23 protein-coding genes and 1 tRNA gene are annotated in these 22,682 nt (G+C 66.0%); 19 read left to right on the forward strand and 5 right to left on the reverse strand.

The features are described 5' to 3' along the window. From H162_RS0104510 to H162_RS0104525, 4 genes are all read left to right on the forward strand, one after another. Positions 1–2,241: a RelA/SpoT family protein gene (locus tag H162_RS0104510; protein ID WP_020652259.1), complete on the forward strand. Its 2,241-nt coding sequence runs from the start codon at positions 1–3 to the stop codon at positions 2,239–2,241. Positions 2,242–2,391: 150 nt separating this feature from the next. After that, positions 2,392–3,198, forward strand: a complete 807-nt coding sequence (locus H162_RS0104515) for an MlaE family ABC transporter permease (protein ID WP_020652260.1) — start codon at positions 2,392–2,394, stop codon at positions 3,196–3,198. Positions 3,199–3,222: 24 nt separating this feature from the next. Then, positions 3,223–4,155 (forward strand): MlaD family protein, encoded by a 933-nt coding sequence (locus H162_RS0104520; RefSeq protein WP_020652261.1) that lies wholly within the window; start codon positions 3,223–3,225, stop codon positions 4,153–4,155. Next, positions 4,152–4,784, forward strand: coding sequence for a hypothetical protein (locus H162_RS0104525; protein ID WP_020652262.1), 633 nt, complete (start codon positions 4,152–4,154; stop codon positions 4,782–4,784). The genes H162_RS0104520 and H162_RS0104525 overlap by 4 nt, the downstream gene beginning before the upstream one ends. A 77-nt stretch (positions 4,785–4,861) precedes the next feature. On the opposite strand, the gene H162_RS0104530 is transcribed toward H162_RS0104525, so the two are convergent. Beyond that, complete coding sequence (locus tag H162_RS0104530; RefSeq protein ID WP_020652263.1) at positions 4,862–5,170, reverse strand: putative quinol monooxygenase; 309 nt, start codon at positions 5,168–5,170, stop codon at positions 4,862–4,864. Next, a complete protein-coding gene (locus tag H162_RS34690) occupies positions 5,167–5,676 on the reverse strand; it encodes a type 1 glutamine amidotransferase domain-containing protein (protein ID WP_020652264.1) in 510 nt (169 codons plus the stop codon). Before H162_RS34690 ends, H162_RS0104530 begins: the two co-directional genes overlap by 4 nt. A 42-nt stretch (positions 5,677–5,718) precedes the next feature. Between H162_RS34690 and H162_RS30110 the strand changes: the two genes are divergently transcribed. Then, entirely contained in the window at positions 5,719–6,342 is a 624-nt protein-coding gene (locus H162_RS30110; protein WP_169444439.1) for a substrate binding domain-containing protein, read from the forward strand. An 18-nt stretch (positions 6,343–6,360) separates the two neighbouring features. Here H162_RS30110 and H162_RS0104545 read toward each other — a convergent pair whose 3' ends face one another. Both H162_RS0104545 and H162_RS0104550 read right to left on the reverse strand, forming a co-directional pair. Then, positions 6,361–7,299 carry an NAD(P)/FAD-dependent oxidoreductase gene (locus H162_RS0104545; RefSeq protein WP_020652266.1) on the reverse strand — a complete coding sequence of 313 codons (939 nt, stop codon included), beginning with the start codon at positions 7,297–7,299 and terminating at the stop codon, positions 6,361–6,363. A gap of 69 nt (positions 7,300–7,368) precedes the next feature. Continuing rightward, positions 7,369–8,292, reverse strand: coding sequence for a cation diffusion facilitator family transporter (locus H162_RS0104550; RefSeq protein ID WP_020652267.1), 924 nt, complete (start codon positions 8,290–8,292; stop codon positions 7,369–7,371). A 134-nt stretch (positions 8,293–8,426) separates the two neighbouring features. On the opposite strand from H162_RS0104550, the gene H162_RS0104555 reads away from it, so the two are divergent. From H162_RS0104555 to H162_RS0104605, 11 genes are all read left to right on the forward strand, one after another. Beyond that, positions 8,427–8,503, forward strand: a tRNA-Val gene (locus H162_RS0104555). Between the two features lie 264 nt (positions 8,504–8,767). Further along, a complete protein-coding gene (gene thrS, locus H162_RS0104560; RefSeq protein WP_020652268.1) occupies positions 8,768–10,678 on the forward strand; it encodes a threonine--tRNA ligase in 1,911 nt (636 codons plus the stop codon). Positions 10,679–10,695: 17 nt separating this feature from the next. Then, positions 10,696–11,238 carry a translation initiation factor IF-3 gene (infC, locus tag H162_RS0104565; protein ID WP_267872142.1) on the forward strand — a complete coding sequence of 181 codons (543 nt, stop codon included), beginning with the start codon at positions 10,696–10,698 and terminating at the stop codon, positions 11,236–11,238. 321 nt (positions 11,239–11,559) lie between these two features. Beyond that, a complete protein-coding gene (gene rpmI / locus H162_RS0104570; protein WP_026354218.1) occupies positions 11,560–11,757 on the forward strand; it encodes a 50S ribosomal protein L35 in 198 nt (65 codons plus the stop codon). Positions 11,758–11,777: 20 nt separating this feature from the next. Further along, positions 11,778–12,137 carry a 50S ribosomal protein L20 gene (gene rplT / locus H162_RS0104575; protein WP_026354219.1) on the forward strand — a complete coding sequence of 120 codons (360 nt, stop codon included), beginning with the start codon at positions 11,778–11,780 and terminating at the stop codon, positions 12,135–12,137. A gap of 132 nt (positions 12,138–12,269) precedes the next feature. Next, positions 12,270–13,286 carry a phenylalanine--tRNA ligase subunit alpha gene (gene pheS, locus H162_RS0104580; RefSeq protein WP_020652272.1) on the forward strand — a complete coding sequence of 339 codons (1,017 nt, stop codon included), beginning with the start codon at positions 12,270–12,272 and terminating at the stop codon, positions 13,284–13,286. A 30-nt stretch (positions 13,287–13,316) separates the two neighbouring features. Further along, complete coding sequence (pheT, locus tag H162_RS0104585; RefSeq protein WP_020652273.1) at positions 13,317–15,743, forward strand: phenylalanine--tRNA ligase subunit beta; 2,427 nt, start codon at positions 13,317–13,319, stop codon at positions 15,741–15,743. 107 nt (positions 15,744–15,850) lie between these two features. Then, positions 15,851–16,207, forward strand: coding sequence for an integration host factor subunit alpha (locus H162_RS0104590; RefSeq protein ID WP_020652274.1), 357 nt, complete (start codon positions 15,851–15,853; stop codon positions 16,205–16,207). An 8-nt stretch (positions 16,208–16,215) separates the two neighbouring features. Then, positions 16,216–16,620: a MerR family transcriptional regulator gene (locus H162_RS0104595; RefSeq protein WP_020652275.1), complete on the forward strand. Its 405-nt coding sequence runs from the start codon at positions 16,216–16,218 to the stop codon at positions 16,618–16,620. 194 nt (positions 16,621–16,814) lie between these two features. Further along, positions 16,815–17,447, forward strand: coding sequence for a response regulator (locus H162_RS0104600; protein WP_026354220.1), 633 nt, complete (start codon positions 16,815–16,817; stop codon positions 17,445–17,447). A gap of 162 nt (positions 17,448–17,609) precedes the next feature. Further along, entirely contained in the window at positions 17,610–19,109 is a 1,500-nt protein-coding gene (locus H162_RS0104605; RefSeq protein ID WP_020652277.1) for a CHASE3 domain-containing protein, read from the forward strand. Here H162_RS0104605 and H162_RS0104610 read toward each other — a convergent pair. Beyond that, positions 19,090–19,893 (reverse strand): Crp/Fnr family transcriptional regulator, encoded by an 804-nt coding sequence (locus H162_RS0104610; protein WP_026354221.1) that lies wholly within the window; start codon positions 19,891–19,893, stop codon positions 19,090–19,092. The genes H162_RS0104605 and H162_RS0104610 overlap by 20 nt on opposite strands. A 256-nt stretch (positions 19,894–20,149) precedes the next feature. Between H162_RS0104610 and H162_RS0104615 the strand changes: the two genes are divergently transcribed. The 3 genes from H162_RS0104615 to H162_RS0104625 all read left to right on the forward strand — a co-directional run bounded on the left by H162_RS0104615 (position 20,150) and on the right by H162_RS0104625 (position 22,681). Continuing rightward, positions 20,150–20,821: a response regulator transcription factor gene (locus H162_RS0104615; protein WP_020652279.1), complete on the forward strand. Its 672-nt coding sequence runs from the start codon at positions 20,150–20,152 to the stop codon at positions 20,819–20,821. Next, complete coding sequence (locus H162_RS0104620; protein WP_020652280.1) at positions 20,818–22,128, forward strand: sensor histidine kinase; 1,311 nt, start codon at positions 20,818–20,820, stop codon at positions 22,126–22,128. Before H162_RS0104615 ends, H162_RS0104620 begins: the two co-directional genes overlap by 4 nt. A gap of 121 nt (positions 22,129–22,249) precedes the next feature. Next, entirely contained in the window at positions 22,250–22,681 is a 432-nt protein-coding gene (locus tag H162_RS0104625) for a type IV pilin protein (RefSeq protein WP_020652281.1), read from the forward strand. Position 22,682: the final 1 nt, after the last annotated feature.

Consider the following 22,682-nt stretch of genomic DNA (forward strand, 5'->3'; position numbering starts at 1 on the left):
ATGGTATCTACCGCCGTACTCGGCGACGCCCGGACCCAGCTCGTCCAGGGGCTGGGCGCCGAAGACTGCGCGCGCGTGAACGCCGCGCTCGACTACGCCGCCGAGGCCTATGGCGAGCGCGCCGCGGCCTCGGGCCAGAACGCCTTCGAGTTCTCGCTCGGCGTGGCCGGCACGCTGGCCTACCTGAACACCGACACCGAGACCCGCATCGCCGGACTGCTGTTCGAGCTGGCGATGATGGAGCCGGCCGCGGCCGGCAGGCTGGAGGAAAGATTCGGCAAGGAAGTGTCCGACCTGGTGCGCGGCGTCTACCAGCTGATCCGGCTGCGCGACCTGACCGTCGGCCAGGCGCCGGTCGGCAGCGGCAAGAACGCGGCCCAGCAGGCCGCGGCCCAGGTCGAGACCCTGCGCAAGATGCTGCTGGCGATGGCCTCCGACATGCGCGTGGTGCTGATGCGCCTGGCCTCGTGCGCGGCCATGCTGCGCTACTTCGCCGAGCAGAAGCGCTTCGACGAGGTCACCCGCGCCTACGGGCGCGAGGTGCTCGACTTCTACGCGCCGCTGGCCAACCGGCTCGGCATCTGGCAGCTCAAGTGGGAGCTCGAGGATCTCTCGTTCCGCTTCATCGAACCCGAGACCTACAAGCGCATCGCCAAGATGCTCGAGGAAAAGCGCATGCTGCGCGAGAGCTTCGTCGCCTTCTCGATCGAGCGCCTGCAGCACGAGCTGTCGACGGCCGGGATCCGGGCCGAGGTGTCCGGACGGCCGAAGCACATCTTCAGCATCTGGAACAAGATGCGCGGCAAGGAGCTCGATTTCAGCGAACTGTACGACGTGCGCGCCTTCCGCGTGATCGTGGCCGACGTCAAGACCTGCTACACCGTGCTGGGCGTGGTCCACAACATCTGGACCCCGATCCCGAAGGAATTCGACGACTACATCTCGCGTCCCAAGCCGAACGGCTACCAGTCGCTGCACACGGTGGTGACGGCGGAGGACGGCCGTCCGCTCGAAGTGCAGATCCGCACCCAGGAGATGCACAACTTCGCCGAGTACGGGATCGCCGCGCACTGGCGCTACAAGGAAGAGGGCGGCTCCAACTTCAAGAGCCAGAAATACGACGAGAAGATCGCCTGGCTGCGCCAGCTGCTGGCGTGGAAGAGCGACGTCGCCGACGTCGTGGCCGGGCAGGAGGAAGTGCAGCGCGAGTGGGTGGAAAAGCTCAAGGCCACCACCCTGGACGACCGCATCTTCGTGCTCACGCCGCAGGCGCGGGTGCTGGAGCTGCCGGTCGGGGCGACGCCGATCGACTTCGCCTACCACCTGCACAGCGAGGTCGGGCACCGCTGCCGCGGGGCCAAGATCGACGGCGTGATGGTGCCGCTGAACACCCCGCTGAAGAACGGGCAGACCTGCGAGGTCATCACCGCCAAGGGACCGGCCGGCAGCCAGGGGCCGTCGCGCGACTGGCTCAGCGCCGGCTACACGGTCAGCAGCCGCACCCGCTCCAAGATCCGCGCCTGGTTCCATGCGCTGGACCAGGCCGAGACCCTGGCCCAGGGTAGGGCGCTGGTCGAGAAGTCGCTGCAGCGCGAAGGCAAGACCGCGGTGAACCTGGAAGCGCTGGCGCACAAGCTGGGCTTCGCCAAGGTGGACGAGCTGTTCATCCAGGTCGGCAAGGAGAAGTTCAGCCTGCGCCACGTGGAAGCGGCCCTGCACGAGGCGCCCGAGCCGCCGCCGCCGGACGACACCGCGGTGGTCAACAAGAGCCGCGCGTCGAGCGTGGAGCAGGGCGCCAAGAGCGGAGTGCTGGTGGTCGGCACCGAGGGCCTGATGACCATGCTGGCCAAGTGCTGCAAGCCGGCGCCGCCGGATCCGATCGTCGGCTTCGTCACGCGCGGCAAGGGGGTGTCGATCCACCGCCTGAGCTGCAAGAACTTCGCCGAGATGCGCGCCAAGGCGCCGGAGCGCGTGATCCAGACCGAATGGGGCGCGGCCGGCATCGATACCGTGTATCCGGTCGACCTGTTCATCCTGGCCGGCGACCGCCAGGGGCTGCTGCGCGATATCTCGGAGGTGTTCTCGCGCGAGAAGATCAACGTGACCGGGGTGAACACCCAGAGCGCCAGGGGACAGGCGCGCATGGTGTTCACGGCGGAGATCGGGTCGACCGGACAGCTGCAGAAGGCGCTGGCGGCGATCGGGGAAGTGTCGGGAGTGATGGAGGCGCGCAGGCAGTAGGCGCGCCTGCGCCGTGCATGCGAACCTGGGTCCTGCGCTGGCGGGAACGATGCCCGGCATCGTTCCCGCCAGTTTTTCCGGCAGTCCAAAAACGTATCCATATGTCTTCGCCCTCGTAACAATCGCTCCAACCCGGTATCATTCACCCCCATGCGCCGAACCATCAATCTCTATGCCCGCCCGAGCCTGTGGGGCCTCGCGCTGCTGCGCTACGTGCGCAGCTGGTGGTACATGATCCACCTGGGCGCCGTCGCCATCGTGATGGCGCTCTCGCCCTCGACCTACCACCGCGCCAACCGGCTTGCGACCTCCCGCTACATCTATGCCAGCACCTGGCAGGTGCTGCCCTGGTTCACGCTCGCCTCGGCCCTCATCAGCCTGGTCATCATCCGCATCGTGCTGGTCACGGCCAAGAGCTACGGCCTGTCGAACTACGCGCTCGAGATGGTGGTCCGGGTGCTGGTGCTGGAGCTGATCCCGCTGTCGGCCGCCATGTTCGTCGCCCTGCGCGCCAGCATGGCCTTCGACGCCTCGGCCCTCGGCCTGGCGCGCGCCGGGCTGTCGCCGCAGGCGGCCAACGAGGAAGCCCTGAACCGGCTGCGGCGCGACATCGTGCCGCAGCTGATCGCCAACGCGGTCTCGGTGCTCAGCCTGGCCATGGTCACCAGCACCATCGTGCTGGTGCTGGCCTACCTGAACGTCTACGGCGTGTCGCCCTGGGGGCTGGGCGACTATACCCGCACCGTCGGGCGCGTGTTCGCGCCGGTGGTCACGGCCGGCTTCGTGCTCAAGACCGTGCTGTTCGGCCTCGCGGTGGCGGTCATCCCGACCGCCGCCATCCTCGAGCTGCAGCGCTACCCGCGCCGCATCTTCTTCACCGTCCAGCCGGGCGCACTGCGCCTGCTGTTCGTGCTATTGGTGATCGAGGCGGCCTCGCTGGCGCTCAAATACATCTGACCCTGCAAGTAAAGAAGGATATTCATGACGGAACCGCTACCCGACGAACCCGCCCATGTGGAGGCCAAGGCAGTGATCCTGCTGGTGCTGATGGGCGCACTGATCGCCGGCTTCGTGCTGTATGTGATGTATGCGCGCGGCGTGTTCGAGCCGACCCAGCGCCTGACCCTGGTCACCGACGACTCCTCGGGCGTGATCCCGGGCATGGACATGAGCTTCGCCGGCTTCCCGATCGGGCGCGTGCGCCAGGTCGACCTGGGCCAGGACGGCAAGGTGCAGATCCTGGTCGACGTGCAGAGCAAGGACGCCCGGTGGCTGCGCACCTCCAGCGTGTTCACCCTGGAGAGCAGCATCGTCGGCGAGACCCGCCTGCGCGCCTATAGCGGCGTGCTGACCGATCCGGCGCTGCCGCCGAACGCCACCCGCATGGTGCTGCGCGGCGACGCCTCGGCCGAGATCCCGCGCATCGTCGCCACCGCGCGCGCGCTGCTGGAGAACCTCGAGACCATGACGGCCGCCGGTTCCGACATCAATTCGAGCCTGGGCAACATCGAGACCCTGACCGGGCGCATGTCCGGCCGCTACGGCGTGCTGGGCGGGGCGCTCGGCGGCGACGACGAGGCGCGCAAGCTGCTCGAATCGCTGGAGCGGGTCAACGTGCTGCTGGCCAAGGCCGACCAGCGCGTGTTCGGCAAGCAGGGCGTGATGGACGATGCCCAGGCCGCCGTGGTGCAGCTGAACGTGGTGCTGAAGGACGCCAGCGCCACCCTCAAGAAGGTCGATGCGGTGCTGGTCGAGGCCCAGGCGGTCGGCTCGAATGCGCGCACCGCCACCGAGGACCTGGGCGCGCTGCGCGGCGAGGTCGACGCCAGCCTGCGCAAGGTGAACCGCCTGGTCGACGAGATCAACCGCAAGTGGCCGTTTGCCCGCAGCAACCAGGAGATCAAGCTGCCATGAGAATTCCATCCCTGATCGTCGCCGCGCTGCTGGCCGGCTGCGCCAGCAAGCCGCCGGCGCCCGACTGGCAGGGCAACGCCCGGAGTGCGCTGGAAGGCTTCACCGACGACTACCTGAAAGGCAATACGCCGGCGGCGCAAGCCCAGTTCCGCGAAGCCAGGCGCGAGACGGCCGCCACCGGCCGCGCCGACCTGGTGGCCCAGGTCGAGCTGGTGCGCTGCGCGGCGCAGGCGGCCAGCCTGGTGTTCGAGGAATGTCCCGGCTACGCGGTGCTGGCCGCGGACGCCACGCCGGCCCAGCGCGCCTATGCCGATTACCTCGCCGGACGCTGGCAGGGGCTGGATGCATCGCTGCTGCCGGAGCAGCACCGGCCGGTGCTGGCGGGCGGCCAGCTCGCCGGCGTCGCCGATCCGCTGGCGCGCATGGTGGCCGCCGGGGCGCTGTTCAAGGCGGGGCGCATGACGCCGGAAGGCATCGCGCTGGCGGTCGATACGGCGTCGGAGCAGGGCTGGCGGCGGCCGCTGCTGACCTGGCTCGGGGTGCAGGCGCAGCGTGCGGAGGCGGCCGGGGATGCGGGGGCTGCGCAGCAGATCCGGCGCAGGATCGCGCTGGCGTCCGGGCAGCGCTAGGCCTCCCGCCGGAGCGGCTTTTCGCCTGGCTCCACAAAGGAAGCCCGCCAGCTGCGGGCTTCGCATCATCGGCCGGCTCAGGCCGCGGCCCGCGCCTGGAGAAGTTCGACCCGCCTTTGCGCCAGCAGCGGCAGGATGCGTTCCGTCACCAGCGTGCGATAGTGCCCCGACTCCCTGTGCGCGGCCAGCGCCTCCATGTCGCGGTACCGTTCCAGCAGCAGCAGGCTGGCGGGCGCCCCCGGTCCGTGATACACCTCGTATCCGAGGCAACCCGGCTCGGCCAGCGAGGTCGGGCGCAGCTCGGCGAGCATGGCGAGCACCTCGCCGAGCGCGCCTTCCCTGGGCTGCCAGTGGGCGAGCACGGTGACCGGGCCGGGCGCGCTCACTGCGCTTCCTTGCGCAGTGCATCGACGATCGCCTCCGCGAGCGGACCGCCCGATGCCGGGTTCTGTCCGGTCAGCAGGCGCCCGTCGACCACGACTTTCTCCTGCCAGGCCGCCGCCGCCGCATAGTCCGCCCCCTCGGCCCGCAACGCGTCCTCCAGGTTGAAGGGCACGTCGGCCTGCGCGTAGCCGGCTTCTTCCTCGTTCGAGAACGCGGTCAGTTTGCGGCCACGGACGAGTGGGGCGCCGTCCTCGAGGGTCACGCCCAGCAGGGCCGCGGGGCCATGGCAGACGGCGGCCACGATCCTGCCGGCATCCCAGGCGCGGGCGACGGCGCGCTTCACCTCCGGATCGGTGGCGATGTCCACCATCGGGCCGAGGCCGCCGGGGAAGAAGATCGCGTCGTAGTCGAGGACGTCGAGGTCCGACAGCTTGCGGCTGCGCGCCAGGCCCAGCGCAGCACGCGCAGCTTCAGCCTGACGCCGGCCGGGGAAGCCTTCCGCGTGCACTGCGAGCGCCTGCTGGACGAGGCGCGCGACGGGATCCGCGGCATGGAACTGCTGCGCGCGGAACCGCGTGGCGAAGTGCGGATCACCTGCTCGCATCATTTCGGCAGCAAGCGCATCCTCCCCGCGCTGCTCGATTTCCGGCTGCGCTACCCGGCGATCCGGCTGCACGTCGCGATGAACGACGCGAATGTGGATCTGGTTCACCACGGGATGGAGCTGGCCGTGCGCGCCGGGCCGCTGGCCGACTCCGACCTGGTCGCGCGCCGGCTGGTCAGCGAGCCGACCATGCTGTGCGCGGCGCCGGCCTACCTGCGCCGCCATCGCGCGCCGGCCGGCGTGGCGGAGCTCGAACAGCATCGCTGGGTCATCTACCCGCCGGGCCAGCGCAGGCTCACCGTCCATGCGGACGGCCGGGACATCCAGGTGCCGGTGCGGGGCGATGTGGTGACCGACAGCGCGGCCTCGCGGCTGGCGTTCGTCCTGGCCGGGGACGGCGTGGCGCGCCTGCCTGCCTATGACGCCGCCGCGCTGCTTGCGTCGGGTGAGCTGATCCGGCTGCTGCCCGAGGTCGAGACGGGGCCGCTGGAGATCTACCTCGTCCATTCACAACGCATCGGCCCGAGTGCGCGGCTGTTGCGCGATTTTCTGCTCGACACGGTGGGCTAGCGCCGCCTGCGCGCCGCATCAAGGCCGCTGCCGCAAGCTCCACGGCAGGGTATTGTGGATGCAGGTGGCCGCAATCGCCGCCTGCCCGGCCGCCACCGCGATCTGGTTCAGGCCGCGCGTCACATCGCCGATCGCATACAGGCCCGGCACCGTGGTGCGCAGGCGTTCGTCCACCAGCAGCTTCTGGCACTCCACGGTCTCCGCCCCGAGCGCGGCGGCCAGGTCCGAGCGCGCGGTTTCGCCCAGCATCGGATAGAACACATCGCAGGGATAAGCCTCGCCGTCGGCCGTGTGCAGGATCGGCTTGAGGTCGGCGCTCATCGACACCCCGACCAGGGGCGACAACACATGGCGCACGTTCGCTGCGGCCAGCTGGCGCCGGTCTTCGTCGGTCAGGGTGGATTCCGCGCTGCGCTCGAACAGCAGCACCTCGGTGCTGAAACTGCGCATGAACAGCGCGTGCCCGACCGGATTGACTTCCGAGGTCACGACCCCGATCCGCCGGTCGATCACGTCGAAGCCGTCGCACACGGGGCACAGCCGCACCGCGCCGGCCGCCACCGCTTCATCCCAGCGCTCCACCGGCATGCCGGCATCGGCCACGCCGGTCGCGAGCAGCACGGTGTGGGCGCGCAGTTGTCCGGTGTCGCCCGCGGGACTCAGGAAATCGCCGACGAACAGGCCATCCTCGATGCGCAAGCCGGTAATCTCTCCCGCGATGACGCGCCCGCCGTAATTGGCGAGCTGGGCGCGCAGCCTGTCCAGCAGCTCCGCGCCATTGATGCCCTCGGGGAAGCCGGGATAGTTGTGGGAGACGGGAATCCAGCCGAGCCGGCTGCGGCCCTTGTCGACCAGGGCGACGGTGCGCGTGAAGCGCTGCAGGTAGATGGCGGCCGTCAGCCCGCCCGGGCCGCCGCCGATGATGAGGGTGTCGTAGATGGTCAGGTTGGTATCCATGCGCCGATTATCCGGACCCGGCGCCGCCGCACCTATCGGCGTGCGCGCCAGTGCCGGGTAAGAGGCGGCTTACAGCGACTTGCCGCCCGCCGCTTCCGGCTGCAGGGTGACATGGTCGATGCCGTGGCGCGCGCGCAGCATGGCGCGCACCGCTTCCAGTACCGGAGGCCATTCCTCCAGGCTGCGGATCTCGAGGTGGCCGATCAGGGCCGGCTCGCCGGGCGACATGTCCCAGACGTGCAGGTCGTGCACCGCCAGCACGCCCTCGACGTCGGCCATGTCGGCGCCGACCTGGACGTAGTCGATGTGCTGCGGCACGCCTTCCATCAGGAAATGGTAGGACTCGCGCAGGACGCCCAGCGTGGACTTGAGGATCAGCAGCGACACGAAGATCGACAGGATGGGGTCGACCCGCACCCAGCCGGTGAAATAGATGATGGCGCCGGCCGCGATCGCCGCGAGCGAGCCCAGCAGGTCGCCCATGACATTCACCAGGGCGGCGCGGGTGTTGATGCTGGTGTTGTCGCGCGACAAGACCCAGGCGACGAGGATGTTGATGCCGGCGCCGATGGCCGCCACCACCAGCACGATGCCGCCTTGCACCGGTTCCGGATGCAGCAGGCGCTGCGTCGCTTCCCAGCCGATCCAGGCCACCAGGGCCAGCATCGCCAGGCTGTTGACGAAGGCGGCCAGGGCCTCGGCGCGCACGAAGCCGAAGGAGTGGCGGGCCGAAGGAGGGCGCTTGGCGATCAGCTGGGCCAGCAGGGCCAGGCCGAGCGCGGCGGCGTCGGTCACCATGTGGCCGGCGTCCGAGATCAGGGCCAGCGAATTCGAGATGAAACCGGTGACGACCTCGATCACCGCGAACAGCAGGGTCAGGCACAGCGCGACCGACAGCGCGGTCTGGCTGCGCGCCTCGATGAAGTGCGAATGGCGGGCGTCGCCATCGAGGTGGGCGTGCAGGTGGGCGGGATCGACGGGCCGGGAAGTCATCGTGAACGTGGTTGTCTGGTCAAGTCGGCAGTGTAAAGCAAATGCCGGCGGCGGACGAGAACTGGGCTTGCCGGCAACTTTTTTGGGGTAGGAGGGTTGCTTATCGGGAGCCTGGTCCCTATAATGGCCGTATTGGGCGGTTAGTTCAGCTGGTTAGAATACTTGGTCGACATCCAAGGGGTCGCAGATTCGAATTCTGCACCGCCCACCAGAATATGGGGTTCGAAAAACCGTGGCGAGCGGCAGCAGTGTCGCAGCAGGTTTTTCGAGTCCCACAATGCATGTAAGAGCGAGAAAGGCACCGACGGTTATGACACCGCGAACTACAACCTGGTTGTGGGGGAATCGCTAGGCGCGAAGGGGTGTGCTTTTGCTCAACACAACGGAAAAACGCGGCTAGTCCGCGTTTTTTTTCGTCCATACTTTTGATCTTTCCTTTTACTCAACGGCGCCGTGCGCCACATTGGAGAACAGCATGCTCAACGTTCGACTTCCCGATGGTTCCAGTCGCCAGTTCGACGGTCCCGTCACGGTCGCCCAGGTGGCGCAAAACATCGCCCCGAGCCTTGCCAAGGCGGCGCTCGCCGGCAAGGTCAACGGCAAGGTCGTCGACACTTCCTTCCTGATCGAGGACGACGCCGAGCTGGCCATCGTCACCGACAAGGATCCGGACGGCCTGGACGTCATCCGCCACTCGACCGCCCACCTGCTGGCCTATGCGGTCAAGGAACTGTTCCCGGAAGCCCAGGTCACCATCGGCCCGGTCATCGAGAACGGCTTCTACTACGACTTCTCGTACAAGCGCCCGTTCACCCCGGAAGACCTGGTGGCGATCGAGAGGAAAATGGTCGAGCTGGCCAAGAAGGACGAGCCGGTCACCCGCAAGGTGCTGCCGCGCGACGAGGCCGTGGCCTATTTCACCTCGATCGGCGAAGCCTACAAGGCCGAGATCATCGCCTCGATCCCGTCCAACGAGGACGTGTCGCTGTACTCGGAAGGCAAGTTCACCGACCTGTGCCGCGGCCCGCACGTGCCCTCGACCGGCAAGCTGAAGGTCTTCAAGCTGATGAAGCTGGCCGGCGCCTACTGGCGCGGCGACTCGAAGAACGAGATGCTGCAGCGTGTCTACGGCACCGCCTGGGCCAGGAAGGAAGAGCAGGAGCAGTACCTGCACATGCTGGAAGAAGCCGAGAAGCGCGACCACCGCAAGCTGGGCAAGGCGCTCGACCTGTTCCACTTCCAGGAAGAAGCCCCGGGCCTGGTGTTCTGGCATCCGAAGGGCTGGACCGTGTGGCAGCAGGTCGAGCAGTACATGCGCCACAAGTACCAGGTGAACGGCTACAGCGAAGTCAAGGCGCCGCAGATCCTCGACCGCAGCCTGTGGGAAAAGACCGGCCACTGGGAAAACTACCGCGACAACATGTTCACCACCGAGTCGGAGAACCGTTCGTACGCGCTCAAGCCGATGAACTGCCCGGGCCACGTGCAGATCTATAACGCCGGCATGCGTTCCTACCGCGAGCTGCCGCTGCGCTTCGGCGAGTTCGGCCAGTGCCACCGCAACGAGCCTTCCGGCGCGCTGCACGGACTGATGCGCGTGCGCGGCTTCACCCAGGACGACGGCCACGTGTTCTGCACCGAGGCGCAGATCGAGGGCGAAGTGACCGCCTTCCACGCCCAGGCGATGGAAGTGTACGACGACTTCGGCTTCGCCAACATCGACGTCAAGATCGCCCTGCGCCCGGACAGCCGCATCGGCTCGGACGAGGTGTGGGACCAGGCCGAGGAAGCGCTGCGCTCGGCGCTGCGCGCCTGCGGCGTGAACTGGACCGAGCTGCCGGGCGAGGGCGCCTTCTACGGCCCGAAGATCGAGTACCACCTGAAGGATAGCCTCGGCCGTCCATGGCAGGTCGGCACCATGCAGGTCGACTTCTCGATGCCGGGCCGCCTCGGCTCCGAGTACGTTGCCGAAGACAATACCCGCAAGGTGCCGGTCATGCTGCACCGTGCGATCGTGGGCTCGATGGAGCGCTTCATCGGCATCCTGATCGAGAACTACGCCGGCGCGCTGCCGCTGTGGCTGGCCCCGGTGCAGGTTGCCATCCTGAACATCTCGGATGCGCAGGCCGATTACGTGAAGGAAGTCGAGGCGAAGCTGAAGAAGGCGGGCCTGCGCGTCCACGCTGATTTGCGGAACGAGAAGATAACTTATAAAATACGCGAGCACTCCGTCCAGAAGCTCCCTTATATCCTCGTTGTTGGGGATAAAGAGCGGGACGCCAATACGGTGGCCGTCCGAGCCCGCGGCAATGTCGACCTGGGCGTAATGTCCGTCGACGCGATCGTGGAGCGCCTGGTAGGCGAAGTCGCTGCCAAGGCGAAGTAATCCCGGCCGAACCTTCAATAACCTCAAAAGGAAACAACATAGCTACTGACAAGCAGAACCGCATCAATGGCGAAATCACCCACCCCGAAATGCGTTTGAATGGGGTGGACAACGAGCCGCTGGGTATTGTGACCCTGGCCGAGGCGTTTCGTCTGGCTGAAGAAAAGAACGTCGACCTGGTCGAGATCGCGCCGAACGCGGTCCCGCCGGTCTGCCGCCTGATGGACTACGGCAAGTTCAAGTATTCGGAGCAGAAGAAGGCGCACGAAGCCAAACTGAAGCAGAAGATCATCCAGGTCAAGGAAATCAAGTTCCGTCCGGGCACCGATGAAGGCGACTACAGCATCAAGCTGCGCAACCTCATCAAGTTCCTGGAAGAGGGCGACAAGACCAAGATCACCCTGCGTTTCCGTGGCCGCGAAATGGCGCACCAGGACATCGGCATGCGCATGCTCGAGCGGCTGCGGGGCGACCTGGAGCCGTACGGCCAGGTCGAACAGTTCCCGAAGCTCGAAGGTCGCCAGATGATCATGGTGGTCGCGCCGAAGAAGAAGAAGTAATTCTTCGCGTCAGGATGGTGATGGCCGGGTCTGGCTTGCAGATAATCCCTGCGAGCCGGCCCGGCTTCCGTTCGTCCGTGCGGTTCGGTTTCGCGCAGGGCTGGGGCCCGCCGCCGTGCAAGGCTCTTCCCTCCGGCGCCTCCGCCACCCATCCATTTCCCCAAACCTGTGCTACAATCTGCGGTTCCTGTTTTTAGAAACAGGCTGTAGTGGACTCGCTTCCGCTGCAAAACAAGTGAAAGCAGGCATCTAAGAGCAGCGTTGCTGCCACCTGCAATCCTGTTAAACATATGGAGCTGTCTTGTAAAAAGACAGAAGACTATGCCAAAAATGAAAACCAAGAGCTCCGCGAAGAAACGTTTTCGCGTGCGTCCGGGCGGTACCGTGAAGTCGGGCATGGCGTTCAAGCGTCACATCCTGACCAAGAAGACCACCAAGAACAAGCGCCAGCTGCGCGGCACCCGCAACATCAATGCGTCGGACGTGACGAGCGTCTACCGCATGATGCCATCTGCTTAATCTCACACTAAGGAGCTAATATGCCTCGAGTAAAACGTGGGGTTACTGCACGTGCCCGTCACAAGAAGGTTCTTGAACTTGCCAAAGGCTACCGTGGCCGTCGCAGCAAGGTATTCCGTATTGCCAAGCAAGCAGTCATGCGCGCTGGCCAGTACGCCTACCGCGATCGCCGCAACAAGAAGCGCGTCTTCCGCGCACTGTGGATCACCCGTATCAACGCGGCTTCGCGTTCGCACGGCATGACCTACAGCGCATTCATGAACGGCCTGAAGAAAGCCGCGATTGAACTGGACCGTAAAGTCCTGGCCGACATGGCTGTGCATGACAAGCCGGCATTCGCCGCGATTGTCAACACCGTCAAGGCCAAGCTGGCTGCCTAATAGCAGTCTGCAGGCAAGACCGGCGCCGCGGTAGCAATACGGCGGCGCGAGAGAAGCGGGGCAAGGGTCACACCTGTGCCCCGTTTTTGATTGTGGCGTCTCCCGCCAACGTAAAACAGGAAAAGAATAAGCATGAACTCGCTGGAAGAACTCGTCGTCGCGGCCCAGGCTGACTTTGCCGCCGCAGCGGACGCCGCCGCGCTCGAAAATGCAAAAGCCCGCTACCTGGGCAAGACCGGCCAGGTGACCGACCTCATGAAGGGCCTCGGCAAGCTCGACCCCGAACAGCGCAAGGCGCAGGGCGCGTTGATCAATGCCGCCAAAGAAAAAATCGAACAGGCCTTGACCGCCCGCCGCGATGCGCTGGCCGATGCCCAGCTGCAGGCGCGCCTCAACCTCGAAGCGATCGACGTCACCCTGCCGGGCCGCGGCCGCTCGAAGGGCGGCCTCCACCCGGTGATGCGCACCTGGGAGCGCGTCGAGCAGATCTTCCGCTCCATCGGCTTCGACGTGGCCGACGGCCCCGAGATCGAGACCGACTGGACCAATTTCACCGCACTGAACAGCCCGGAAAACCACCCCGCGCGTTCGATGCAGGACACCTTCTATATCGAGGGCGACGACAGCACCGGCAAGCCGCTGCTGCTGCGCACCCACACCAGCCCGATGCAGGTGCGCTATGCGCGCACCCATACCCCGCCGATCAAGGTGATCGCGCCGGGCCGCACCTACCGCGTCGACAGCGACGCCACCCACTCGCCGATGTTCCACCAGGTCGAAGGCCTGTGGATCGGCGAAGACATCAGCTTTGCCGACCTCAAGGGTGTGTACCTGAACTTCGTCAAGGCCTTCTTCGAGACCGACGACCTGCAGGTGCGTTTCCGTCCGTCCTACTTCCCGTTCACCGAACCGTCGGCCGAGATCGACATCGCGTTCGGCAGCGGTCCGCTCAAGGGCCGCTGGCTGGAAGTCTCGGGCGCCGGCCAGGTGCACCCGACCGTGGTGCGCAACTTCGGGCTGGATCCGGAAAAGTTCATCGGCTTCGCGTTCGGCTCCGGCCTCGAGCGCCTGACGATGCTGCGTTACGGGATCAACGACCTGCGCCTGTTCTATGAAGGCGACCTGCGTTTCCTGAAGCAGTTCAACTAAACCCTCGTAGCAACAAGAAGGCAAACGAATATGCAATTCTCCGAAAACTGGCTCCGCTCCATGGTCGATCCGAAGATGAATTCGGACGAACTGGCCCACCTGCTCACCATGTCCGGCCTCGAAGTGGAAGAGGTCGAAGCGGTCGCGCCGCCGTTCTCGAACGTGGTCGTCGCGGAAGTCAAGGAAGTCGTCAAGCACCCGGACGCCGACCGCCTGCGCGTCTGCCAGGTCGACGTCGGCACCGGCACCCTGCTGAACATCGTGTGCGGCGCGCCCAATGTGCGCGTCGGCATGAAGGCGATCTGCGCCAAGGCCGGCGCGCTGCTGCCGCCCGGCGCGGACGGCAAGCCCTTCGAGATCAAGGTCGGCAAGCTGCGCGGCATCGAGTCGCAGGGCATGATGTGCTCGGCCAGGGAGCTCGGGATCTCGGAAGAGAGCAACGGCCTGATGGAGCTGCCGGAAGACGCGCCGGTCGGCGCCAACATCCGCGACTACCTGGCCCTGAACGACCTGAAGTTCACCATCAAGCTGACCCCGAACAAGGCGGACTGCCTGTCGGTGCTGGGCGTGGCGCGCGAAGTCGCGGCCCTGACCGGCTCCGAACTGAGCCTGCCGGCGGCCCGCGTGGTCCCGGTCAGCACCGACGAAATCCTGCCGGCCCGGATCTCGGCGCCGGACCTGTGCGGCCGTTTCGCCGGCCGCGTGATCCGCGGCCTGAACGCGCGCGCCGCCACCCCGGAATGGATGAAGCGCCGCCTGGAACGCAGCGGCCAGCGCTCGGTGTCGGCCCTGGTCGACATCTCGAACTACGTGATGCTCGAAGTCGGCCGTCCGTCGCACGTGTTCGATCTGGCCAGGATCCACGGCGGCCTGGATGTGCGCTGGGGGCGCAAGGGCGAGACCCTCAAGCTCCTGAACGGCAACACCATCGAGATCGACGAATGGGTCGGCGTGATCGCCGACGACAAGGAAATCGAATCGCTGGCCGGCATCATGGGCGGCGATTCCACCGCCGTCACGCTCGACACCACCGATATCTACCTGGAAGCCGCCTTCTGGTGGCCGAACGCCATCCAGGGCCGCGCGCGCCGCTACAACTTCTCGACCGACGCGGCGCACCGCTTCGAGCGCGGCGTCGACTACGCCACCGTGCCCGAGCACATCGAGCGCATCACTTCCCTGATCGTGGAAATCTGCGGCACCGGCGATACCAAGGTCGGTCCGGTCGACGACCAGGTCGTCAACCTGCCGCAGCGCGCCCCGGTGGCGATGCGCACCGCGCGCGCGCAGAAGGTGATCGGCGTGCCGCTCACCGACGAGGTCGTGGCCGACATCTTCAGCCGCCTGCAGCTGCCGTTCACGCTCGAGGCCGGCGTATTCCAGGTGACCGCTCCGTCCTACCGTTTCGACATCGAGATCGAGGAAGACCTGATCGAGGAAGTCGCGCGCGTGTACGGCTTCGAGAACATCCCGGCGCTGCCGCCGGTCGCGCCATCGGCGATGCTGATCGAGCCGGAAGACACCCGCTCGCTGTTCGCGATCCGCCACCAGCTGGCCGACCTGGGTTACCAGGAAGTGGTCAACATGAGCTTCGTGGAAGCGGCCTGGGAGCAGGATTTCGCTGCCAACCCTGAGCCGATCCGCCTGCAGAACCCGATCGCCAGCCAGATGAGCGTGATGCGCTCGAACCTGATCGGCAGCCTGGTCGCCAACGTGCGCTACAACGTCAACCGCAAGGCCGGCCGCGTGCGCGCCTTCGAGGTCGGCGCCGTATTCAAGCGCAATCCGCAGGTCGTGGACGGTCCGCTGACCGTGGCCGGCTTCGACCAGCCCAAGCGCGTCGCCGCCATCGCCTACGGCCCGGCGCTCGACGAGCAGTGGGGCGCTCCGACCCGCGCGGTCGATTTCTTCGACGTCAAGGCCGACCTCGAGGCGCTGTTCGCCCCGCGCAGCCTGCGCTTCGCCAAGGGCGACCACCCGGCGCTGCACCCGGGCCGGTCCGCGATCGTCGAACTGGACGGCAAGCAGATCGGCTTCATCGGCGAACTGCATCCGCGCTGGCTGCAGAAGTACGACCTGCCGCAGGCGCCGGTGCTGTTCGAGGTCGATGCCGAAGCGCTGCGCCAGCGCGCCGTGCCGGCCTACGCCGAGATTTCGAAGTTCCCGGGCGCCACGCGCGACCTGGCGCTGGTCGTCAAGCAGGACGTCGCGGCCCAGGATGTGCTCGATGCATTCCAGGCCGAAATTGCTTCGAATCCAGGTGGTAAGATCGTGCAAGCCGTTGTTTTGTTTGATGAATACCGCGGCAAAGGGCTGGAGACGGATGAAAAAAGTCTTGCTTTCCGCTTTAGCTTGCAAGATACTCAATCGACGCTGCACGATGAGGCGGTCGACGCCATCATGGGCGCCGTCGCGGGTGCCGCGCTACAAAAACACAACGCGAAACAGCGTGCGTAACATCTCCAGAACATCGTTTGACTTGAAGGCAGGGCTTCAAAATTAATAACAACGACGTTGATTCGGCCGTATTCCAGGAGGCCCTCGCGGCCGACCTGGATCGCGCGATGCATGTGGCGCGGGTGCGGAAGGAAGCGGAACAGGCATTGCCGACCTTGACCAAGGCCGAGCTTGCCGAGCTGCTGTTCGAGCAGGTCGGGCTGAACAAGCGCGAGGCCAAGGACATGGTCGAGACCTTTTTCGACGAAATCCGTAATGCGCTCGAAAGAGGCGAAGCGGTCAAGCTGTCGGGCTTCGGCAACTTCCAGTTGCGCGACAAGCCCCAGCGGCCGGGACGCAATCCGAAAACCGGGGAAGAGATCCCCATCACGGCGCGGCGCGTCGTGACTTTCCACGCGAGCCAGAAGCTCAAGGGCATGGTCGAAGAGACCAACCCTCCGGGACCGCTGGCACGCGCTGCTTGAGCGAGTAGATGAACGACCGTCCGAACAAGAACGAACTGACCGTGCTGCCGCCGATTCCGGCCAAGCGTTATTTCACAATCGGTGAAGTGAGTGATCTGTGCGGGGTCAAGCCCCATGTGCTGCGCTATTGGGAACAGGAATTTACCCAGCTGAAGCCCGTCAAACGCCGCGGCAACCGCCGGTATTACCAGCACCACGAAGTGCTGCTGATCCGGCGTATCCGCGAGTTGTTGTACGAGCAGGGCTTCACCATCAGCGGCGCCCGTAACCGCCTCGACAGCCGCGCCAGCGGCCGCGTCGAGCTGGAAGAGCAGGAGTTGCCCGAACCCGTGCCGGCGATCGATGTCGAGAAGCTGCGCGCGGACCTGCGGGGCATCCTCGACCTGCTGAAGTACGGTTCCCAGCCTGCCTGAGGCGTCCGCGACGCCGCCACTCGCCCTCGATGCCGGCGCCCATGCGACGCCAGGTAGCTCAAGCATTCGTGCTCCTGTTGAAGGTCTGCGCTGGAGTGATAGAATGTCACTTGCGGAATGCTGAATCAACGCATGCAAAGCCGGGCATTGCAGACCCGGCACTTTCCTGCGCAAGGAAAATTTAAGGGAAGACAATGATACGCGTTGCCATTTGTGACGATCACCAAATAGTTCGAGCTGGATTCAAGCAGATTTTCTCGTCGTCGGGCGAATTCGACGTCGTTGCCGAAGGCGCCACCGGGCGCGAGGCCCTCGACATCGCACGTCGCGAAATCTGCGATGTGCTCCTGCTCGATATCGCGATGCCAGACCAGAGCGGCATCGACATCCTGCGCACCATCCGCCAGGGCCAGCCGAATCTGCCGGTGCTGATCCTGTCCGGTTATCCGGCGCAGCAATATGCGCTCAACCTGTTCAAGATGGGCGCCAACGGTTACCTGAACAAGGAGTGCGAGGCCGACGAGCTCAAGACCGCCGTCCGCACCGTGTTCCAGGGGCGCCGCTACGTCAGTTCGACCGTCGGCGAACTGCTGGCCCAGAGCTTCGACCGCGACCCCAACACGGCGCTGCACACCGAACTGTCCGACCGTGAGTTCCAGGTTTTCCTGCGGCTTGCCAAGGGTGCGACCGTGTCCGATATCGGCAACGCGCTGTCGCTGTCGATCAAGACCGTGTCCACCTACCGCACCCGCATCATGGAAAAGATGGGCTTGCAGTCGAACAGCGACCTGACTTACTATGCAATGAAGAACAATCTGCTCGATTGATTCGCGACCGCGCGCTTCGGCGCGCTTCCCTAGCGCAAGCCATGTAGCCCTTGCGCAACCAGTTGGTAAGAATTCGTTACACCAGGGAATTTCGCGATGCAACATTCCCCCCGTCGGTCTATAATCGGCCGACGGCATAAGTTGCGCGAAAGGAAGCCCAGGATGTACTTTTCAACCACCCCGGCCGGCAAGTCGGCACGTAGTCTGCCGCTCCACAAGACCCTGCTTTGCCTCGTCTGCGTGGTGCTGCTGGTCGTGAACGGGGTCTTCCTTCTACGTAATCTCGACGACCTGAGTGCCGCCAATGCGCTGCAGACCCAGAGCGCCCGGGTGTCCGATGAACTCCAGTACCTGAACCTGCTCGTCACCGACGCCGAAAGCGGCCTGCGCGGCTATTTCCTGTCCGGCTCCGAAGTCCACCTGGGACCGCTGCATGCGGCGCCGCAGCAGATCGATGGCCAGTTGCGCGCCCTCGGCGTATTGCTCGCCGATAATCCTTCGCAATCCCGCAATCTCGCCCAGCTGCGCGCACTGGTACAGAAAAAACTCGGCCTGATGCACCAGGCGCTCGAGGTCTACCGCCAGGGCGGCCTGGTCGATATCGTCGCCATCTCGGCGGCGCCCGACGAGCGCGCCAACATGGACGAGATCCGCCTGCAGGTGGTCATCATGTCGCGCGAACAGAGCGAACTGCTGACCGCGCGCACCGCCGCCTACTACAAGCAGTACCACCACACGGTCTTGCTGGGCCTGGGCATCAACGCCGCCGCGATCGTCGTGCTGCTGCTGTTCTACAAGCTGATCCAGCGCGCCTTCCACAAGCGCTGGGAAGCCGAGCGCGCGCTCCAGCAATCGAACGACCAGCTCGAGGAAATGGTGGCCGAGCGCACCGAGCAGCTGTCGGTGCTGTCGCGCCACCTGATCCGGGTGTCCGAGGAAGAAAAATCGCGCCTGGCGCGTGAACTGCACGACGAGATGGGCGCCAACCTGACCGCGATCGGGATGGACCTGACCACGGTCGGCGAAAGGCTGCGCGCCACCCAGCCGGAACTGGCGTCGATGCTGGGCCGCGCGCGCCGCACCCTGGTCGACACGGTGCAGCTCAAGCGCCGCATCATCGAGAACCTGCGTCCCAGCCTGCTGGACAACATGGGCCTGTCGGCCGCGCTGCAGAGTTATTGCGCCGATTATGCGCGGGTCACCGCACTCGACTGCGATGCGCTGATCGACAACCAGGCCGATACGGCCGGTCCGATGCAGGCCATCGCGCTGTTCCGCATCACCCAGGAAGCACTGAACAACATTGCCAAATACGCCAAGGCGCGCAGCGTGATCGTCAACCTGACGCGCGAGCCCGAGGGCTGGGACCTGGAAATCACCGACGACGGCATCGGCATCTCACCGGATGCAATGACCAAGTCGAAATCGCACGGCCTGCTGGGCATGCGCGAGCGCGCCTTGCTGCTGGGCGGCACCCTGGTGGTGGAAAGGGGAGTGAACGGGATCGGGACTTGCGTGCGCGCCACCATTCCGGCGACGGCCCCAGGCGGGGAAGGGAATACGGCCTCGGCCCTGTCGCAATTCGCGGGCCAGGCGCCACCGGATCCGCCTCCCGTCCTGGCGGAAGCGGATCCGGTCAGGATCAACGCGCCACATCCATGAGCAGGCGGTCGTATTCCGACTTGGCGACCTTGTAGCATTCACCGGCATACTCTTCCAGGCCAGCGCGGTCGAGGACAGTGATATTCCCGCGGCGGTACTGGATCAGGCCTTCGTCCTGCAGCTTGCCGGCGGCGGCCGTGATGCTTTCGCGGCGCACACCCAGCATGATCGAGATCAGTTCCTGGGTCACTTTCAGTTCATTGCTCGGCGAGCGGTCGAGGCGGTCGAGCAGCCAGCGGCACAGCTTCTGTTCGATCGAGCTGTGGCGGCCGCCGACGGCGTTCTGGGCCATCTGGGCGAACAGGGCATTGGTGTAGCGCATGAGCAGCTGGGGCAGGGCGCCGCCGCGGTTGAAGGCATCGCGCAGGTATTGCGTCTTCAGGCGGTAGCCATAGCCGGCGCTCTGGACCACGGCGCTGCACATCGCACGTTCGCCCATGAACAGCGACACGCCGACCACGCCTTCATGGCCCACCACGGCGATCTCGGTGGTGGCGCCGTCTTCCATCACATACAGCAGCGACACGATTGCCGTGGTCGGAAAATACACGTATTCCAGTTTGCTGCCATACTCGAACAACTCCTTCCCGAAAGGCAGCGGGACCAGTTCCAGGTGCTCGAACAGGGTTTCCAGGTCTTGACGGGGGAGGGCGGCCAGCAGTTCGTTCTGCTGGGTGCCGCTGTAGCTGACAACGGGGCGGGACGCAGATTTCATATCCTCACTCGTGGCTGGGATCTGGTTCTTCGCTTTTTGCGTGGCACCACCAAGTTGAGTGTTGTTCATTTTCTGTCCTCTTATCTAACGTACTTCCGGGGGGCGATGATTCGAGGCTCTTATTTCGTTGCCTCATCGCGATGTGTGTACATTAAAGCTATAGTCCGGTGCCGAACATAAGATTAGCAGTCGCACCAGTGTAGGCTGTATGCATCGTCTTTTGTAATCCCAGTCCTACTGGACAGGATGCCCCTGTGCATGCCTTTTCTTTTGTTCGAGCAACTGAAATGCCGCATAATGGGCCTTTGCGTGCATACAGGATGACATGGCCCTGCAGGTTCTACTGGTTGAAGACGACACCGTCCTTGCCGACGGCTTGATGCGCGCCCTGCAGGCGCAGGGCATGGCGGTCACCCTGGCGGGCGACGGCCTGGCGGCCGATGGGCTGCTGCAGGGCGCCAGCCCGGACGTCGCGGTGCTCGACATCGGCCTGCCGGGCATCGACGGCTTCGAGGTCGTGCGCCGCCTGCGCGCACGCGGCGGCGCCACTCCCGTCCTGCTCCTGACCGCGCGCGACGCGGTCGAGGACCGCGTGCGCGGCCTGGAAACCGGCGCCGACGACTACCTCGTCAAACCCTTCGCCACCGCCGAGCTGATCGCGCGCATCCGCGCGCTGGCGCGGCGCAACGCGCCCAGGCCGGCCGTGCTCGGGCTGGGCCGGCTTTCCCTCGACAATACGACCCGGCGCGCGCGCGTCGGCGAGCGCAGCCTGGAGCTGTCGGTGCGCGAATGGGGCGTGCTCGAATACCTGCTGCAGCACGCCGGGCGGGTGGTATCGAAGCAGCAGATCATCGACGCCATCCTCCCCTGGGGCGAGGACCTGACCCAGAACGCGGTCGAAGTCTACGTCTCGCGCCTGCGCCTCAAGCTCGACGGCGCCGGCGTGGCGATCCGCACCATCCGGGGCTTCGGCTACCTGCTCGAAGCGGGCGCATGACGAGCATCCGCCTGCGGCTGCTCAAGTGGCTGCTGGGCCCCATCCTGCTGGTCAACCTGGTGCTGGCGGGCCTGGTCTACCTGCTGGCCTGGACCCCGGCCCAGGTCGCGTTCGACCAGGGCCTGCTCGACACCGCCGGCGAACTCGCGGCGCGCCTGGCCGACGGCGACACGGCCGGCCTGCCGCCGCGTCCACCGGGGCGCGACCGCCTGTGGTTCGTGGTGCGCGACGCCCACGGCGACCACCTGGCCGGCAGTGCCGGATTTCCCCTGCTGCGCCCCGGCGTCTCCGCCTACGACGCCAGCATCGCCGGCGAACCGGTGCGGGTGGCCGCGCTGGCGGTGGCGACGGGCGAGAGCGAGCGCCTGGTCGGCGTGGCGCGCACCCTGCGCCAGCGGACCGAAGTGCGCTCGGCCATCCTGCGTTCCCTGGGCTCCCTGGTCACGCTCGCCACCCTGACTCTTGTAGGAATCGTCTGGCTATCCGTCAGCAACGGACTGAGGCCGCTGGCGCGCATCCGCGCCGACATCAAGGGACGCGGCGCCGGCGACCTGGCGCCGATTCCGACCGAACAGGTCCCTTACGAAATCGCCCCGGTCGTGACCGGTTTCAACGAACTGCTCGACAAGGCCGAAGCCGGCGCACGCGCCCAGCGCGACTTCCTGGCCGACATGGCGCACCAGCTGCGCACGCCGCTGGCCGGCATGCAGCTCCAGCTCGAATGGATGGGCGCGCGCCATGCGGCCGATGCCGACACCCGGCGCTCGCTCGGCCTGATGCGGCTGGCCAACGAACGCATGATCCGCCAGGTCAACCAGCTGCTGGCGCTGGCGCGCGCGCGCCAGGGGCAGCCGGGCATGGCGGCGGAACGGGTCGACCTGGCCGCCCTGGTGCAGGAATCGGTGCAATACCTGGTCGAGGAAGCGGCGCGCCGGCGCATCGACCTCGGCTTCGAGCTGGCCAGCGCCCGGGTGCGCGGCGACCCCTTCCAGCTGCGCGACCTGCTGGACAACCTGGTCGACAACGCGCTGCGCTACACCCCGGGCGGCGGCAGCGTCACCGTGATCGTGCGCAAGGAGGGGCCGGGTGCGCTGTTCGCGGTCGAGGATACCGGGCCGGGCATCCCGCCGGCCAAGCGCGCGCTGGTGTTCGAGCGCTTCGTGCGCCTGGACGACAAGGTGGCCGGCAGCGGCCTGGGCCTGGCGATCGTGCGCGACATCGCGGCCGCCCACGGCGCCCGGGTCGAGCTCGGGGACCGCCCGGGCGGCGGTTCGGTGTTCGCGGTGCGCTTTCCCTTGTCATCCTGACGAGGCATTCGCGCCACTGTCAGGGATTTGTCAGGATTTCCTCAGGGAAATGACAGGTTCATGAGATATTATTCCTGGTGGAAACATATGTTGGCGGCATTCCGCCCCCAGGGAGAACTCCATGCAACAGCGTCAGTCCGGCTTCAGCCTCATCGAGATCATGATCGGCGTGGTCATCATCGGCATCCTGACGGCGGTGGCCTTGCCGTCCTACACCAACTACGTGATGCGCGCCCGCCTGGCCGAGGCGCACAGCGCGCTGGCCGCGGTCCAGCCGCGCCTGGAGCAGTTCTGGTCGAACAACCGCAGCTTCGCGGATTTCGACGCCGAAGGCGTGAACCAGATGCCGGCGGATACGGAGAATTTCGCCTACACGCTGGAAGACGCCAGCGCCTCCGGCTACACCGTGATCGCCACCGGGCGCGCGGCGGCGGCCGATTTCGTCTACACGATCGACCAGGCCGGCAACCGCGCCACCACCAAGGTGCCGGAAGGCTGGGCCAAGAATGACAACTGCTGGGTCGACCGCAAGGGGGGCCTGTGCACCGAGTAAG

This window comes from Massilia niastensis DSM 21313 (assembly GCF_000382345.1).
In the GTDB taxonomy this organism is placed as follows: Bacteria; Pseudomonadota; Gammaproteobacteria; order Burkholderiales; family Burkholderiaceae_D; genus Telluria; species Telluria niastensis.